Origin of the sequence: Bacillus sp. NH11B (assembly GCF_001884205.1) — a bacterium.
GTDB lineage: Bacteria > Bacillota > Bacilli > Bacillales > Bacillaceae_G > Bacillus_A > Bacillus_A proteolyticus.
In genome coordinates this window covers 124,207-140,443 of sequence record NZ_MAOG01000019.1, presented here as the reverse complement: position 1 = coordinate 140,443, position 16,237 = coordinate 124,207, and the positions used below count along the sequence as shown (strand labels likewise).

12 protein-coding genes are annotated in these 16,237 nt (G+C 37.9%); 5 read left to right on the top strand and 7 right to left on the bottom strand.

Going from position 1 to position 16,237, the window contains the following annotated elements:
• Positions 1–119: 119 nt before the first annotated feature.
• The gene (locus tag BAU27_RS05085; protein WP_071770272.1) at positions 120–905 is read left to right on the top strand and encodes a zinc ribbon domain-containing protein; all 786 of its coding nucleotides are present in this window, start codon (positions 120–122) and stop codon (positions 903–905) included.
• Positions 906–924: 19 nt separating this feature from the next.
• On the top strand, positions 925–2,160 hold the full coding sequence (locus BAU27_RS05080) for a TcaA 3rd/4th domain-containing protein (RefSeq protein ID WP_071770271.1): 1,236 nt from the start codon (positions 925–927) through the stop codon (positions 2,158–2,160).
• A 46-nt stretch (positions 2,161–2,206) separates the two neighbouring features.
• Here BAU27_RS05080 and BAU27_RS05075 read toward each other — a convergent pair whose 3' ends face one another.
• Positions 2,207–2,629 carry a hypothetical protein gene (locus BAU27_RS05075; protein ID WP_071770270.1) on the bottom strand — a complete coding sequence of 141 codons (423 nt, stop codon included), beginning with the start codon at positions 2,627–2,629 and terminating at the stop codon, positions 2,207–2,209.
• 197 nt (positions 2,630–2,826) lie between these two features.
• On the opposite strand from BAU27_RS05075, the gene BAU27_RS05070 reads away from it, so the two are divergent.
• The 3 genes from BAU27_RS05070 to BAU27_RS05060 all read left to right on the top strand — a co-directional run bounded on the left by BAU27_RS05070 (position 2,827) and on the right by BAU27_RS05060 (position 5,462).
• Positions 2,827–4,161: an FAD-dependent oxidoreductase gene (locus BAU27_RS05070; RefSeq protein WP_071770269.1), complete on the top strand. Its 1,335-nt coding sequence runs from the start codon at positions 2,827–2,829 to the stop codon at positions 4,159–4,161.
• A 100-nt stretch (positions 4,162–4,261) separates the two neighbouring features.
• Positions 4,262–4,750 carry a GNAT family N-acetyltransferase gene (locus BAU27_RS05065; RefSeq protein ID WP_071770268.1) on the top strand — a complete coding sequence of 163 codons (489 nt, stop codon included), beginning with the start codon at positions 4,262–4,264 and terminating at the stop codon, positions 4,748–4,750.
• 301 nt (positions 4,751–5,051) lie between these two features.
• Entirely contained in the window at positions 5,052–5,462 is a 411-nt protein-coding gene (locus BAU27_RS05060) for a DUF3908 family protein (protein WP_071770267.1), read from the top strand.
• Between the two features lie 31 nt (positions 5,463–5,493).
• On the opposite strand, the gene BAU27_RS05055 is transcribed toward BAU27_RS05060, so the two are convergent.
• The 6 genes from BAU27_RS05055 to odhA form a co-directional block, all read right to left on the bottom strand.
• Positions 5,494–6,084, bottom strand: a complete 591-nt coding sequence (locus BAU27_RS05055) for a class I SAM-dependent methyltransferase (RefSeq protein WP_071770266.1) — start codon at positions 6,082–6,084, stop codon at positions 5,494–5,496.
• Positions 6,085–6,176: 92 nt separating this feature from the next.
• Positions 6,177–7,736: a SagB family peptide dehydrogenase gene (locus BAU27_RS05050; protein WP_071770265.1), complete on the bottom strand. Its 1,560-nt coding sequence runs from the start codon at positions 7,734–7,736 to the stop codon at positions 6,177–6,179.
• 16 nt (positions 7,737–7,752) lie between these two features.
• The gene (locus tag BAU27_RS05045) at positions 7,753–9,702 is read right to left on the bottom strand and encodes a TOMM precursor leader peptide-binding protein (RefSeq protein ID WP_071770264.1); all 1,950 of its coding nucleotides are present in this window, start codon (positions 9,700–9,702) and stop codon (positions 7,753–7,755) included.
• Positions 9,699–11,618: a putative thiazole-containing bacteriocin maturation protein gene (locus tag BAU27_RS05040; RefSeq protein WP_071770263.1), complete on the bottom strand. Its 1,920-nt coding sequence runs from the start codon at positions 11,616–11,618 to the stop codon at positions 9,699–9,701. The genes BAU27_RS05045 and BAU27_RS05040 overlap by 4 nt, the downstream gene beginning before the upstream one ends.
• Positions 11,619–11,743: 125 nt before the next feature.
• Complete coding sequence (gene odhB / locus BAU27_RS05035; protein ID WP_071770262.1) at positions 11,744–13,000, bottom strand: 2-oxoglutarate dehydrogenase complex dihydrolipoyllysine-residue succinyltransferase; 1,257 nt, start codon at positions 12,998–13,000, stop codon at positions 11,744–11,746.
• Between the two features lie 128 nt (positions 13,001–13,128).
• Positions 13,129–15,996, bottom strand: coding sequence for a 2-oxoglutarate dehydrogenase E1 component (odhA, locus tag BAU27_RS05030; protein ID WP_071770261.1), 2,868 nt, complete (start codon positions 15,994–15,996; stop codon positions 13,129–13,131).
• Positions 15,997–16,237 lie beyond the last annotated feature (241 nt).

Here is a 16,237-nt window from a genome sequence, read left to right as displayed (position 1 = left end):
ATAGTTTCGTTTAAAAGAAGGATTTCATATTCTTTTTCTTGTAGTCATGTTTTATGTACAAAGTCATATATTGAATTTGTAACACCCTATAAGGTATATGCTTAAGGAGGGATGAGAGAATGAAATGTCCGGCGTGTCATACAGAAAATGCAGCGGAAGCAAAGTTTTGCGGGAATTGTGGACATTCGTTAACGGAAGAAGTGGTGGCAAGTGGTGCACAGGAAGAAGGGGAGCGACAAGCGCGCGTAGCACAAGTAAAGGAAACTCGCCCGAATGAAACGGTAGAGCAAGCGAAACGATTTGCGAGTGGCTATTTTCAGTTTTTTACACATGCTTTAAAAGCACCGACAGCGATTATGAAAAATGGCAATATTGAAGTGCGAAATGGAATTGTAAGTCTTGTTCTTATTTGTTTTTTAGGAGCATGTATTTTTTATAGAATGATGAGTGCAACGGCAGCTGTTACGAGAACGTTAGTACCAGATATAACTACTCCTACTTTCTTTGGAGAATCTGTAAAAATCTTTTTCTTTTTATTAATTTTAACGTTATTTGTCGGATTTATTATTTTTGTAAGTGGTAAGATGATGAAATCTTCTTTTTCGTTTCTTGAAGTATTCGGTATATGGGGAACGATAGCGACTCCGGCTATTGCTATATTAGTTCTTTCTTTTCTGTTTAGTTTCCTATTGATCTTCTTTCTACCGATATTATTAGGGGTGGCTACAACGTATATGTCAATTAGTATCATCGTAGCTATATTAAAACTAGATAGCGGTGGATTAGATCCTGTTTACACTCTTCTTATCGCAAATGTTTTAATCGGAATCGCAACGTGGATTGTACTTTGGTCTTACATTAATACGATAATTCAAACTATTACTGGAGGATTTACGGGCTTCTAAGGAAAAGGTGGTTGAATGGATGAATGTATGTACAAAGTGCGGAATTCCGTTTGAAGATGGTGTGCAATTTTGTCAAAACTGCGGGACGAAGAGGGGAAGTCCTGTAGTAAAGAAGAACATGAGCGGAGGTACAAAAGTTGGTATTACACTTTTAGTAATACTGATTATAGCAATTGTTGGATTGTATTTGTATGGATCATCGTATTATAAGCAGACGGCACAAGTAGACCGAATGATTACTATTTTACAAGAGAGGGACGGGGAGAAATTAGCTGAGATCATAACGGCAGATGATCCAGCCGTTATTGTCACGAGAGAGAGTTTAACGCCTCTATTTTCATATATAAAAGAAAATCCATCTTACGTGAATGAATTGAAAGAATATTTGAGGCAAGGTGAAAAACAAGGAGATGGAATAGAAAGAGCAGATTTTTCTTTAACGAAAGACGGAAAGTATTTCTTTATATTTGATCGGTATAAATTGAAAGCGAAGACGTATTATACGACTCTGCTTTCAAATGAAAAAGGTACATTATTAAAAATGAACGGAAAAGAAATTGATAAGACAAATGATAAAAAGTTTGAGAAGCAATATGGACCGTTTCTTCCAGGGACTCAAGTGTTTCAAGCGGAATATAAAAATGACTATGTAAAACTATCACGAGAGGAAAAGGTTGTACTTATAAAACAAAGTCAAAATAATGTAACGGTAGATTTAACGTTGCAAGGGCAATATATTACAGTTCAAACGAATGCGCCTGGTGCAACATTGTACGTGAATCAAAAGCCAGTTACAGCGCTAGCGGGAGAAGAAATTACGTGGGGACCGGTAGCGACTGATGGAAGTGCGGCGATTTATTTAGAACGAAATGGAGAAAACGGAAGGGAAACGACCAAGGTAGAAACTGTAACGGCACTGTCGGCTTATAATCTTCCATTTCAAAAGAAAAGTGTAGAAAAAACAGTTGTTTACAATGTTACTCCGCCGCCTACTACTCATTATGTATATAATGGTTTCATCTTCCCTGATAGTGATATTCGAAAATTAACGAGTGCGGACTTAACATATTTATCGAAAGAACAGTTGAAAATTGCTAGAAATGAAATATACGCAAGGCATGGACATATTTTTCAAACGAAAGATATGCAAGCATATTTTTCAAAACAGTCTTGGTATAGAGAGAATCCGTATTTTACGGGAACGTTAACGAGTGTGGAATCTTATAATGTTGAACTGATTAAATCAAGAGAATAGAGTACGTGAAAAAGGTACAGTGTATATTACTGTACCTTTTCTACGGTTATTTAGCTGGACCAGGATCCCTTGAGAAAAAGATGTGAAAGAGGAATGTGACTTTACTTGCTCTTCCTGATGTACTTGCTTGGACATCAGATAAAGAATTAGATGTTAAAGCAGCTTCAGAACGAGGGGGAACGACTATTTTGAGAGCATCATCTGATTCTGATGATATAGTAACCGTTATTGTATCATCAGAAAAGTTCACAATTTTAACAGTACCAACTGGGAAGATGGATTTGCGAGCGTGTGATGCAGAAGCAAAGCGAGTCGATTTCCAAATAGTTTGTGAGAAAGTGTCATTATCAGATAACCAAGCACGTGCACTGTATAAAGTTACACTAACGGTAAACTCTTGTTCAAGCGGGAGGGCGGGTCTCGGTTCTATCGGTTCCTCTGGAAGCTGGACGAGAAGGCCGGCGCACATGTATGTTTCACCTACTTTCAATAGTTACTGTTATAGCATATTAAATTTCTTGTTTATAAGACACGACGGTTACCTAGTAAGGTATAGGTTTGTGCAGCAAATTTGTAGATGAAATGCACATTCTTTACAATAGAAGTGGGTGTTATTTCTATAAAATATGGAAATCGTAAAGAGTATGTAAAAAAAGGAGTGATAAAGTGAACTATGTCATTATTGGCGGAGATGCAGCTGGTATGAGTGCAGCAATGCAAATTGTTAGAAACGATGAAACTGCAAAGGTTGTTACTTTGGAAAAAGGTGAAATCTATTCATACGCTCAGTGCGGACTACCTTATGTAATTAGCGGTGCTATTGCTTCAACTGAAAAATTAATTGCTCGCAATGTGAAGACGTTTCGTGATAAGTATGGAATAGATGCGAAAGTGCGTCATGAAGTAACGAAAGTGGATACGGATAACAAAATTGTGTACGCAGTGCATACGAAGACGAAAGATGTCTTTGAATTTTCATATGACCGATTATTAATCGCGACTGGTGTACGTCCTGTAATGCCGAATTGGGAGGGGAAAGATTTACAAGGTGTTCATCTTTTAAAAACAATTCCAGATGCAGAGCGCATATTAAAAACGCTAGAAACGAATAAAGTTGAAGATGTAACCATTATTGGCGGCGGTGCAATTGGTCTAGAAATGGCAGAAACATTTGTAGAACTTGGCAAGAAAGTAAGAATGATTGAGCGAAATGACCATATTGGCACGATTTATGATGCGGATATGGCGGAATATATACATAAAGAAGCAGACAAACATAATATTGAAATTTTAACAAATGAAAATGTAAAAGCGTTTAAAGGAAAAGAGAGAGTAGAAAAAATTGAAACAGATAAAGGTACGTATAAGGCCGATCTCGTTTTAGTATCTGTCGGTGTACAGCCGAATACTGATTTTCTTGAAGGAACGAATATACGTAAGAATTATAAGGGTGCAATTGAAGTAAATGCTTATATGCAAACGAACGTAAAAGATGTATATGCAGCAGGAGATTGTGCAACGCATTATCACGTTATAAAAGAGATTCAGGATCATATTCCAATTGGAACGACTGCAAATAAACAAGGGCGACTTGCCGGACTCAATATGGTTGATAAACGAAGAGCATTTAAAGGTACTCTCGGCACGGGAATTATTAAATTTATGGATCTTACCTTAGCGAGAACGGGCTTAAATGAAAAAGAAGCGAGCGGATTAAACATTCCGTATAAAACAGTGAAGATAGATTCAACAAATATGGCAGGGTATTATCCAAATGCCAAACCGCTTTATTTGAAATTACTATATCATTCCGATACGAAACAATTACTGGGCGGGCAAGTAATTGGAGAAGAAGGTGTAGATAAACGTATTGATGTGATCGCGATGGCACTTTTCAATAAAATGAGCATTCACGATTTAGAAGATGTCGACTTAAGTTACGCACCACCATATAATAGCGTTTGGGATCCAATTCAACAAGCAGCAAGGCGAGCGGAATAGCACTTTTTTAAGTGCTATTTTTTTGTGAAGGGGAAGGATCATTTTTGTCGAATAAAGAGGATTGGGAAATAGTTACATATAGGGAAGGGGATCATTAAAAATGATTGTAGCACTTCAAAAAGTTCAAGAATCAGAACGGGAAATATTACGTAATTTGTACGCATTATATCTTCATGACCTGTCTAAGTTTACTACTAACATAACGATTGGAGCGAACGGATTTTTTGAATACGAAGATTTGCACATGTTTTGGGAAAATGACGGAATCAATCCGTATTTTATAAAAGTTGATCAGAGTATTGTAGGATTCTTATTATTACTGGAACGTCCATTTTTGAAGAAGGAAAACGACTTCGGTATTAATGACATTTTCATATTGAATCAATACAAAGGAAAAGGAATCGGAAAAAAGGCGATTGAAAGTTTATTAGAAGAGAAAAGGGGTAAATATTTTGTTATTGAACTTATAAAAAATGTACCAGCTGTTACGTTTTGGAAGAAAGTATATAGGGAGCTAAACATTGAATTTGATGCACGAAAACAAATAATTGATGATGAAGAATGTCTCGTTCAAACGTTTAAAATATAATAAAATAGGTGCCCCTAGTATATTACTTTGAAATTCAACTTTATCCCGCTATTTGTGGGCAGTAAGACTCCCACCCCAAAATTCAGCTGGAGCAAAGAAGTTAGGTGGGAGTCGGGCTGCCCGTAAACGCCTGATTGGTGAGGGCTAATAATCAGTGGAGGATGAACAAAACCCCCACTGATTAAAGTTTCGCTTTATTTTGAATATACCGTTCGACCTTGAAAACATAGTACTTATCGCTTATATTGTCATATAGTATTTATTTTTTAAACAAAGCAATGAACGAACCAGGGGGCGCAGTATGGCAATTAACATGAAAACAATCGAAGAATGGATTGCTGAATCAAACGCAAGACAAGAAGAAGACTTTGGACACGTTGTGGAAGAGATGAAAGAAGTATGTGTTGGACTTGATAATGCGACATTAATTTATACGAAAAATGTATTTTGTTTCGGTAAGAAAGTAGAAGTATTTTTCTTCTTCCAAGACCATGTCGTTATCGGACAAGAGAAAGAAGAATATGTTGAAATTGAAAAGTTAAAGTACGATGATATTACAAATAGTAGCTTGAAAACAAATGACAAAAATACAACGTTAGAATTAAAGTTTGCTAACGGAAAATCAATTGATTTAGATAGCTTAAATGATAACTACGGTACGAAAAACTGGTTATTTGCAAGACAAATTAAGAGTATCTTTAAATTAATTTAGTAAAAAAGCAGGCCTTGAAGGGCCTGCTTTTTTACTTATTTCCTATTACACAAAGGCAACCTCTTTCTTCATAATATTTCACACTTGTAAACCCTGTTTTATAAAAGAGATTTACTAATGATTCTGTCGTTTTAAATTCATCCATATGATATTGAACTTTGAAAGTTTCGGCCACTAATAAAAAGGATCCATTCGGTTTTAATATGCGAAATACTTCTTTTATATCGTGTTTAACGTCAGGCCAGAAGTAGTGGGTTTGAAAGGCGGTAATGAGATCGAAGCAATTCGCATGATGTGGAATAGAAGAGACGCTTGCTTTTTGAACAGTTACTTTTTGTGTTTGTACATCTTTCATATTCGTATGTATAGAATTTTTCACAGCTTGATCGGAGTAATCAATTCCATATATTTTCCCAAACGGAGTTAGTCTAGAAAGCGTATGTATTGTTTTACCACCCCCACAACCAATATCTAAAATAACTGCATCTTCACGTATATGTATTTTTTGTAAAGCCCAATTTGTTAGTCTCGTATGTGCAGAATTCATAATACAAAGCATTGAGGAACCGATTGTCCCACGAGGATTTTTCGCTTGTTTGATTAAACGTTGTAAAATGCCCAATTTAAACGCTCCTTTTATGTAAGAATATATACTCATTTCGCTTTTAATAATTTAACTCCTCTAAAAAAAGCACGCCATCAACCGGCGTGCTTCTAATTATACAAATACCCTTTTAACCAATTACGCGCCCGATATGCCCCAACTGGAATTTGAATGAGAGACGTTTCATTTCCAGTATCAATCCCGTACAATTGATCGCATGAATTTGTATCAAAACTAAGTAAAGGATGACCACCCATTCCCATAGCGGTCGCAGCTAAAACAAGTCTATGAACGAGTATACCAGCTTCCATTTGGTGAATACGATATCCTCTATAGCCTAATGTATGTGTATAGTAATCTTTATTTCCGACTACATGTAGACAAAGCGGTACTTGAAAAAGGTTTACGTTATCCAACGTCATACTTGATTGAAGGGAATAACGAAGATCTCCATATCGTATTGGCTGTATGGAATGCGATTTACTGTTATAAGAATAAGCGCCGTTTTCTATATCTTTTACGTTATAAAAACATCCATATAAGGAAACGCGCGCATTTTCATTTACATACTGACCATCAAGATCGTTGTAATAAGGGAATGCGAGGCTCGCTTCTTGTAATAAAGTAGCAAGTGAACGAGTATCCCATTTTGTTAAAGTAAAGTCAGCATCAGGTGAATATCGCTTTTTACAAAGATGTAAGAAATCATAGGATAAACGTTCCACTTTAGGTAGCTGTACAGCGTGTGCACTGTATTGCTGTCGATTTTCTTGAGTTAATGTTTGGAAGTGTTCTGTCGATTCAATCATAGAAGCTGCGTTAACTTTTGTTATCATCGGATATTCATCTACATGCTTTGAGCGAACGAAATGCTCATGTGTTAACGGCGGGATTTGCTGCAACAAGTCATGAGAAGTAACAGTTGTATTTTCACGGTAATCATTATGAAACCAATCTTTATGCGGTTCTGTACTTAGAGGAATAACACCATACACATTTTCCTCGCCTTCAGACAGTCCAAGTAAATGATTCATTGCTCGGTCTAGAAACTGAAAATATACTCCATTTGTGTAACCGAATTGTTTTGCACATTCAAGTAGATGCCCGATTAGAACACCACTATCTAACCCTTGAAGCCGGTATGAAAAATTATTGTATTTAAAGAAATTTTTCCAAAACATAGTGGATACGAATACTGTGCCAAAACAAGAATGTATGTTACAACGATTGCCGAGTGCTTCTGTAAGATAAGAATCGAAATTTCCCTCGCGAAGTAAGATAAGACGGTGATGCGCGGCGTCATAATGGTAAATGCCGTCTGGATAATGATCAATTTTTAAATACATATATAATTCATTTGGATATAAAGCACCCCCAGAAGGGATGAATCTTCGAAATAGAGTCGTTATTTTATTATTTTCTAGGCTAGTAGTAGGTTGACATAATTGTGTTAAACCAAATGAGTACCAAAGATAATGCCCGATTTCCTCTAAGTTAGGTTTAGTAGAAGAGTTCCGCAAAGTTAATGGGATTTCTAAAGAGAGAGGGATGACTGGTAAATTTCGATATAATTTATAAGGAAGTGGTGCGTCGTCCCAGTCTACCTCATGATTCGGCATAATTTCATCAATAGAGAAATGGAGATGATGTAAAAAAGCATCCAGCTGCATGAAATCCCCTCCTTTACTATGGAAACGGGTGTGGATGTGGATTTAGTTGTTCATTCGTTAAAGGCTCAGCCATATATCCAAGTGTCATTGGTACAGTATACACTCTATCCAGTCCTGTAACCCGAGTGAGATGATGTCCGAATGTCATTGGAAGCATGCCTGGAATTAATACTTTTACACAATGTAATCCGTTCTTTTCTATGAGAGGAACGGTTTGATCTACAACGATTACTTCAAGTCCAGATTGATGTAACCTGTTTAAAAGTTGATGAAGATCAGATGTTAAATCCATATCAAATGATTGTAATGCCCTCATTTCTTGAAACGTTTGCACCGGAGCATCTTCACGTAAAAGGAAGTGAAGACGTTCTTCCGCTTCTTTCAATCCGTACAGCATACTATGATCACCCATTTGCGTAACGAGATAAGGATCACGTAAACAGTCTTCATATTTTTCTTTGTTTTGATCCAAATCATCATCTGATATAAGTAACATGCCAGCTATTTCATGAATCGCAGTTTTGATTGCTCGAATGGGTTCCATATGAGCACCACCAGCACAGACGAGATTCATCCCATCTTGCCTCGTGTTTTTCGCAATCACCCAAATGCTCGGAATACCGTGTTCCATCGTTGCGTTGAAAACGTGTAATTCATATCCAGTAATCGTACGCAAGCGCTCAATCATTAATTGTAATTCAGTATCATTTGCTGAACTAAGATCAAGACGAGGAAGAGGTAATTCTGCATACCATGTGAGTAAAAAAGCATCGCGCTCTACGATTTCTAATATGCCATGAAAAATGGCCTCTTCTAAACTACCACCAATCGCACATCCATTTGATGTTTCATACACGAAAGCATCTCTATGACCAAGGCTATAATAGGCGATTGATTCTGGAACTAAAAGTGGCCGTTTTTGTGATAAAGAATATCCCCATACCCAGTTTTGTTCATAATCAGGATCAAATGGTTTAAACGGAAAACTATCACGATTATAATGTTCATTTGTATGCACACCGAGTGTGAGGGGATTCAGTGCATGATCCTTTAAATCATGAAAACTACCATGCACATTTGTCTTTTTCCCGCGAGGTGACATACCGCAATATCGTTCTAAACCTTCTAAAATAGCAGTTGCCTCACTCAGTACAAATGAATGAGTTCGGCCTGCAACACCTTCATTTCCGAATAGTAACGGCATGTTTATAATGACGTCAGCAAATGGCAATAAAGAATGCTGCATTTTTCCATTCAAAATACCAGTTCGGTAATCTAAATAGTCTCTCGTTAAAAATGTGTTTAGCTCATGAATAGAACGACAGCGATATGTTTCAGTACTTGTTTTTAAGCTCGGTTGTAAAGAAATCTCTGCCGCATCCGCAGTATCATCAGGTAAATTACTACATACAGGACAGAGAGGGTCTGGAAGGAAAGAATGCCGTGTACATTGCAGGGTCTGTAAGTTTAGTAAAATGAGTTCATTTTCTAAAGAAGAATGTCCGTGAGCTAATATTTTTTCCGTTTCAGCATGAATGAGCTGACACATTTGTAACATCCCATTTTGAGTCGCACGTACATCACGCCTCGTCTCGTTATCCGCTTTTAACGCATATTTCCGCTGTAGTTCCCACATTTCTTTTTGATCAAATCCAGCGATAAAGCGTCGTCCATCGGCACAATGGGTACATCCCGTTGCAAGAGGAGGAATGAAAGGACCAATAACACCTTCACCAAATGAAGTAAATGCACGAAGCCACGGAATGTGGTTCGAACGAAATGTCAGCTCAGCATCATGATGAATAGTAGAAGGAGAGCCGTCATGTAATACGAGAGCGAGGTGAATATTTTCAGGGATTTCTTCTGTAATTGTATGTTGGCGAATGATGGAATACTGTTTGCATAATTGATCATGTACATAGTCTGCAAGTAGGCCATCTCCTATAAGCAATATATTTTGAGTCATAGACCGTCCTCCTTTGCAATTAATACCCCGTATACACCGTCTAAGTTGTCTCTTAAAAATGATTCAATGGCTAAATCGAAAACGAATGGATAAAAATTATTTCCTGCTAAATTTTGTAAGGAAACTTGTAAAGACTGTACGCCTGGAATTTCTTCCTCTTCTTGTATTGCTACTCTAACAGAATCCGTACTATATAAAACAACGGATGATTCCGGCAAAATATTAGCTTTATAAGGAATCTCTTCATTTTGAATATGAAGGAGTGCTTGTTGCAGAGCGTTTCTTAACGCCAATGTTATATTAATATTTGCCGAACCGTACCATCTATCATTTATACCGATCCAAATGACAGGAAAACCAAGTAACTCCTCACTCATTCCCACTTTAGGTATGTCATGAATTGTAGAGAGAGCATCATAGTAAAACCTACAATGTTTATCATGAATTTCGGTTAAATCAAGCTCTGTAACCTCTTCTAGCATATGTGATTGGCGTTCCCGCAACTTATTATTTAAATGTTTTTGCAGTGCACGGTATACACCTTCTGTCATCGTTTCCCCAGCACCAATACCGATATCAGTATGTTCGGGGATAAGACGATGAATCATTTCAGCTACATACGTTTCAACTCCTGTTAAACCGGCTTCGCGGCGTGCTTCATTATGAGTTAAACCACCACAAGTTATAGCAGGAAGGGGAGAAGTAGGTCCGTCTGATAATGGATCTGCAACTTGAATATAGCATTGTGATAAAGGTAGTTGGTGCAAATCCTGTTCATCCCACATGTGGAATATGCCAGCTTCTTTAGAAGTTAATGTATCAAAAAAACGAAAAAGTTCAGTTGAAGTATATTGTCCAGAACGATGGGAAAGGTTTTCTTGAAGATTTTGCACCGTATCAATTGTAAAGATTTCATCGGTTGCGAGAAGATGCTTTATAAAAGGGTGCCACTTTCCTTCAAGTGTTTCTAAGTTTAATAAAAAGAATTGAGGATTATACTGCCGGTGTAAATCGTCAGCGACATGTTTAAACAATTCAAAAACGATAATATTTGCTAACACTGCAGATGTGATTGGTGAGAAAGGCTCGGGCGGATTTTCATTTTGCAAAGTAGTTTCGTGTAGACGATGCCATGCGGATTCCCAGCATTCTTCACGATCTGCTATTACGACGGGGCCAGCTAAACCGATTCTTGATAAGCAAATGGCTGGTATGAAATTTTTCCCCTCATCTCTACAAATAGCATGTATTGCTCTTAAACTTTCAATATCTCCATTTTGAGAAACGTATAAAATCCAGTCGAAAGGCTCGAATACTTCATGTAAAGGACGATCCATTGTAGTATCTATTTCTTGAATAAGTACATTGTCATCAAGTTCATATGCACGTTCTACTAGCTCATGAATTCGGTCGTAATTTGTTTCCGCATAATCTGTGACAAGGTAATGAAATTTAGGTAATCCGGACTCTAGTAAAGAAGAAACTAAGGAAGTAAGCATATCCCCAGAACCAATTATAAGGACATTTGCCGCACGGTACGTCTCGAATCTTAAAGCACCTGAATGTGAATCGACTTCTAAAAATTCAATTTGAGAAGCGTACCTGTCGAGTAATGTACTGTTTAATTCATGAGGAGCATCTTGACTTACATCACGGGCGAAACCATTTTCATATAAAATATCTCCAATTTCAAATACACGATTTTGATAGGGGAGAGGGAGACCGTCGGTTATTTCTGCTAAAGAATAATTACCGTTAAACATAGGCATTAATTTTTCAATCCAGTTATAAATCCCATCACCGTCCATGCGGAATGAACTGGCGTTATTTCGAAAATAGACACCCCCGTTTGAATCGGGGAGGAAGAAAGTATCTTTATTTGCTTTCAGTTTTGCATGAGCTGGAAGGTTATTCATTTTAATCCTCCTTACGTTCTAGGCATACATTATTAGTATATGTAATGCAATTTGTCCCGTATGAACGCAATAAAAAAAGGCTGTAGAATGATTCATTCTACAGCCTTTAATAGACTAATAGTCTATCAACCTTCTAATAATAATGATTTTGGATCTTCAAGCATATCTTTAACAGCAACAAGGAAGCTAACTGCCTCTTTACCATCAACAATACGGTGATCGTAAGATAGTGCAAGGTACATCATCGGACGGTTTTCCATACGCTCGTTATCAATCGCAACTGGACGTACTTGGATTTTATGCATTCCTAGAATACCTACTTGTGGGCTATTTAGGATTGGCGTAGACATTAGAGAACCGAATACACCACCGTTTGTAATTGTAAATGTACCACCTTGTAGCTCTTTTAATGAAAGTTTGTTATCACGTGCTTTTAGACCTAAATTACGAATCTCGCTTTCAATTTCAGCGAAGTTTAATTGGTTAGCATCACGTACAACTGGAACAACTAATCCATCTGGAGCTGCTACTGCAATACCGATATCATAGAATTTTTTAATGATAAGCTCATCGCCTTGAATTTCAGCATTTAATAATGGGAATTGTTTTAATGCTGCAACAACTGCTTTTGTGAAGAATGACATAAAGCCAAGACGCACATCATGTTTTTTCTCGAAAGCATCTTTGCGTTCTTTACGTAATTCCATGATCGCACTCATATCAACTTCGTTAAATGTTGTTAACATTGCAGACGTTTGTTGAACTTCTACAAGACGTTTTGCAATTGTTTGACGGCGGCGGGACATTTTCACACGCTCAACTGGTTTTTCGAATTCAGTTTTTGCAACTGGAGCCGGACTTTGTTTTGGAGCAGCTGGTGCTTCTTTTGGCGCTGCAGCGTGAGCTTGTACATCATGTGGTCTCACACGCCCAAGTGGATCTGTGCTGCGTACGTCGTTTAAGTCGATTCCTAATTCACGAGCCATTTTGCGAGCAGCTGGTGATGCGATAGGACGATTTGTATTTGGTAAACCTTGTAACGCTTTATTTTGTTCAGCACTTGGAGCTTCTACTTTCGGTGCTTCAGTAGTTTCTTGTTTTGGTTGCTCAGCAGGTGGTGCAGGTGTACTTACTGCAACTGGTGCTCCGTTTGCATCTAAAATTGCGATAGTTGCGCCAACTTCAACTGTATCCCCAGGTTCGCCTAGTAACTTCGATACAATACCTGAATCTTCTGCAATGATTTCTACATTGACTTTATCAGTTTCAAGCTCAACAACGCTGCCACCTTTCTCAACTTTGTCGCCTACGTTGATAAGCCATTGTGAAATAGTTCCTTCTGTAATAGATTCTGCAAGCTCAGGTACTTTAATTTCGATCATTTTAAATGTCCTCCCCTTATTTGCCTAACGGTGTGTTTTTCTTCTTTAATCTTCGGTAATCTCCATGTATTAGCTCGACTTGGGCAGATATTCTGCCCAAGTTGAGCTAATGAAATTCGTTGTTACTTTCAGTTGCTGAAAACTTCAATTTCTTGTTTATCTTGACGGAAGTTGTACTTCACATCTAAAGCGTGTGCAACAATTAGTTCTTGCTCAGCTTTGTGAGCGAATGGATCGCCACCAGATGGGCTAGAACGATCTGGGCGTCCAATGTAACCTGTTTTCGCTTTATCTCCAGCTAGTTCGAACAGAATTGGAGCCATGTAATGCCATGCCCCCATATTACGAGGTTCTTCTTGAACCCAAATGATTTCTTCTAAGTTTTTAAAGCGTTTAATAATAGATTGAACTTTCTCAGCAGGGAATGGATACAACTGTTCAATACGAACGACATGAACTTCATCTAAGTTGTATTCATGTTTACCAGACTCGATTTCTGCTGCTAAGTCAATCGCCATTTTACCTGTGCTTAAAACAAGGCGTTTTACTTTGTTTGGTTTCATGCCAAGGTTTTCTTGCTCTAAAGCAGGTTGGAAACGTCCTTCGCTTAACTGACTAGCAGTTGAAAGCGTAAGTGGGTGACGTAATAAGCTCTTCGGCGTCATAAGTACTAATGGTCGAACAGCTTCTGTTCCTAAGATAGATGCTTGACGACGTAAGATATGGAAGTATTGAGCCGCGCTCGTTAAGTTGGCAACTGTCCAGTTGTTTTCAGCAGCTAACTGTAAGAAACGCTCTGGACGTGCACTAGAGTGCTCTGGTCCTTGACCTTCATAACCGTGTGGTAATAGAAGGACTAAACCTGATTTTTGACCCCATTTTGCTCTTCCTGCTGAAACATATTGATCAAATAATGCTTGCGCAGTATTTGAGAAGTCACCATATTGTGCTTCCCACATAACAAGAGTTTCTGGAGCAAATACGTTATAACCATATTCATAACCAACAACAGCAGCCTCTGATAACGGACTGTTATGAACAGAGAATGATGCGTTAATGTTCGGTAAACGGTGTAATGGTGAATATGTTTCGTTTGTATCAGTATCGTGTAATACGATATGACGGTGCGCGAATGTACCACGCTGTGAATCTTGACCAGTTAAACGAATTGGCGTACCTTCTTGCAAAATAGAAGCGAATGCTAACGATTCAGCAAGTGCCCATTCGATTTTACCGTTCTCTTCAAGAGCATCTTTACGGCGCTCAAGAATTTTCTTCACTTTCGGATATACGTTAAATCCTTCAGGCCAAGATAATAAGCCTGCATTAATTGCACGAAGTGAGTCAATCTCAACACCAGTATCGATTGGCTGAATGCCTTGTGCAACAACATCTGGCACTTTAACGTGAATTGTTGCATCGCTCGTATCAGCTGGTGGTACTTGTGCATAGTCAGATTTTAATTGCTCTTGTATAAACTGTGTAACTGTTTCAACCTCATCTGCATTTAGAACACCATCAGCTTGTAATTGATCTGCATAAATTGCTCTTACAGTTGGGTGATTTTTAATTTTTTTGTACACTTGTGGTTGCGTAACTGCTGGATCATCCATTTCGTTATGACCATATCGGCGGTAACCGATTAAATCGATTAAGAAGTCTTTTTTGAACAACGTACGATATTGGATCGCAAGGTTAGCAGCAGCAAGACAAGCTTCCGGATCATCAGCGTTTACGTGAACAATCGGAATATCGAAACCTTTTGCAAGGTCGCTTGAATATTTAGTAGAACGAGAATCATAGCTATCAGTCGTAAAGCCGACTGCATTATTAGCGATAACATGAATCGTTCCGCCAGTTTGGTATGCATTTAATCTGCTTAAGTTGAGTGTTTCAGACACAACACCTTGACCAGGGAATGCAGCATCACCATGAACTAAAATTACGAATGATTTTGAAGTATCTTGTTCTGGAAGACCAGATTTTTTACGATTCTCTTGAGCTGCACGTGCGAAACCTTCAACAACAGGGTTAACGAACTCAAGATGACTCGGGTTATTTGCTAATGTAACGCGAGTGCTAACTTCTTCATTACCAACGACTTGCTCTCTACCTAAATGGTATTTCACGTCGCCAGTCCAGCCAGCATTTGCCACTGCGCCTTCTATTTTTGCATGTTTGAACTCAGCAAACATGTGACCATATGGTTTTTCTAGTACGTGAGCGAGTACGCTTAGACGACCACGGTGAGCCATACCAATCATGACATCTTCAACGCCGCCTTTAGCACCTTCTGAAACAATTTCATCTAGTACAGGTACAAGCATATCAACGCCCTCTATTGAGAAACGTTTTTGACCAACGAATGTTTTATGCAAGAATTGCTCGAAACCTTCAACAGCAGTTAAACGTTTTAAAAGAGCAGTTCGTTTTTTATTTGATAATGGTTGACGCAATGAATTTGATTCCACCATTTGATGCAACCATACGCGTTCTTCACTATCTTGTATATGTGAGAATTCATAAGCTAAAGAGTTTGTATAAACGTCTTTTAATCTATGAATTACATCAAATGCAGTGTGAATACCCTCTGGTGCATCTTGCCATACTGTTTTAGCTGGAATCGCTTTCAAATCAGCATCGCTCAGTTCGTTCATTGCTTTTTCAAGAAGAGATTGTCCATTTGCAGCATCTTCCATCGGATTGATGTGAGCCAACGTATGCCCGAAAGAACGAATCTGTTCAACAATTTGAACGACTTTAAGAATCTTTTCAATGTTCCCTGTGTTTTGAGGAGAAAAATGTGTTGCTGTGTTGTCCCCTGTTACGACATCATCTTGAAACGAAGGAGCTCCAAAAATTTCAAAAAGCTCTTGTAATTCCGGATCAACAGAACCTGCTCCAGTTACGTAAAGATCATACTGTTCAATAACATAACCAAGGTTCGGACCATGGAACTTGGCCCAAGGGTTTGTCGTTGTATTCTTCCTCGTCATTTGTTTAAACCTCCCAATGCATATAATCCTTTTCCTATACAAAAGGTGCATTTTGCTCTTTTTCAATAATTGATGAACTAAAAATTAATGTAATTGTTTTCTTTACTCTTATGTTATTACAATAATTTACATAATACCAAACACTATTACTTATCTGTTTTGTAAAAAAACATTCACAATAACTTATCACCCAAGTTAATCTTTCATGTTATAAAGTAATTTTACAGAAAAATGGGGTGGA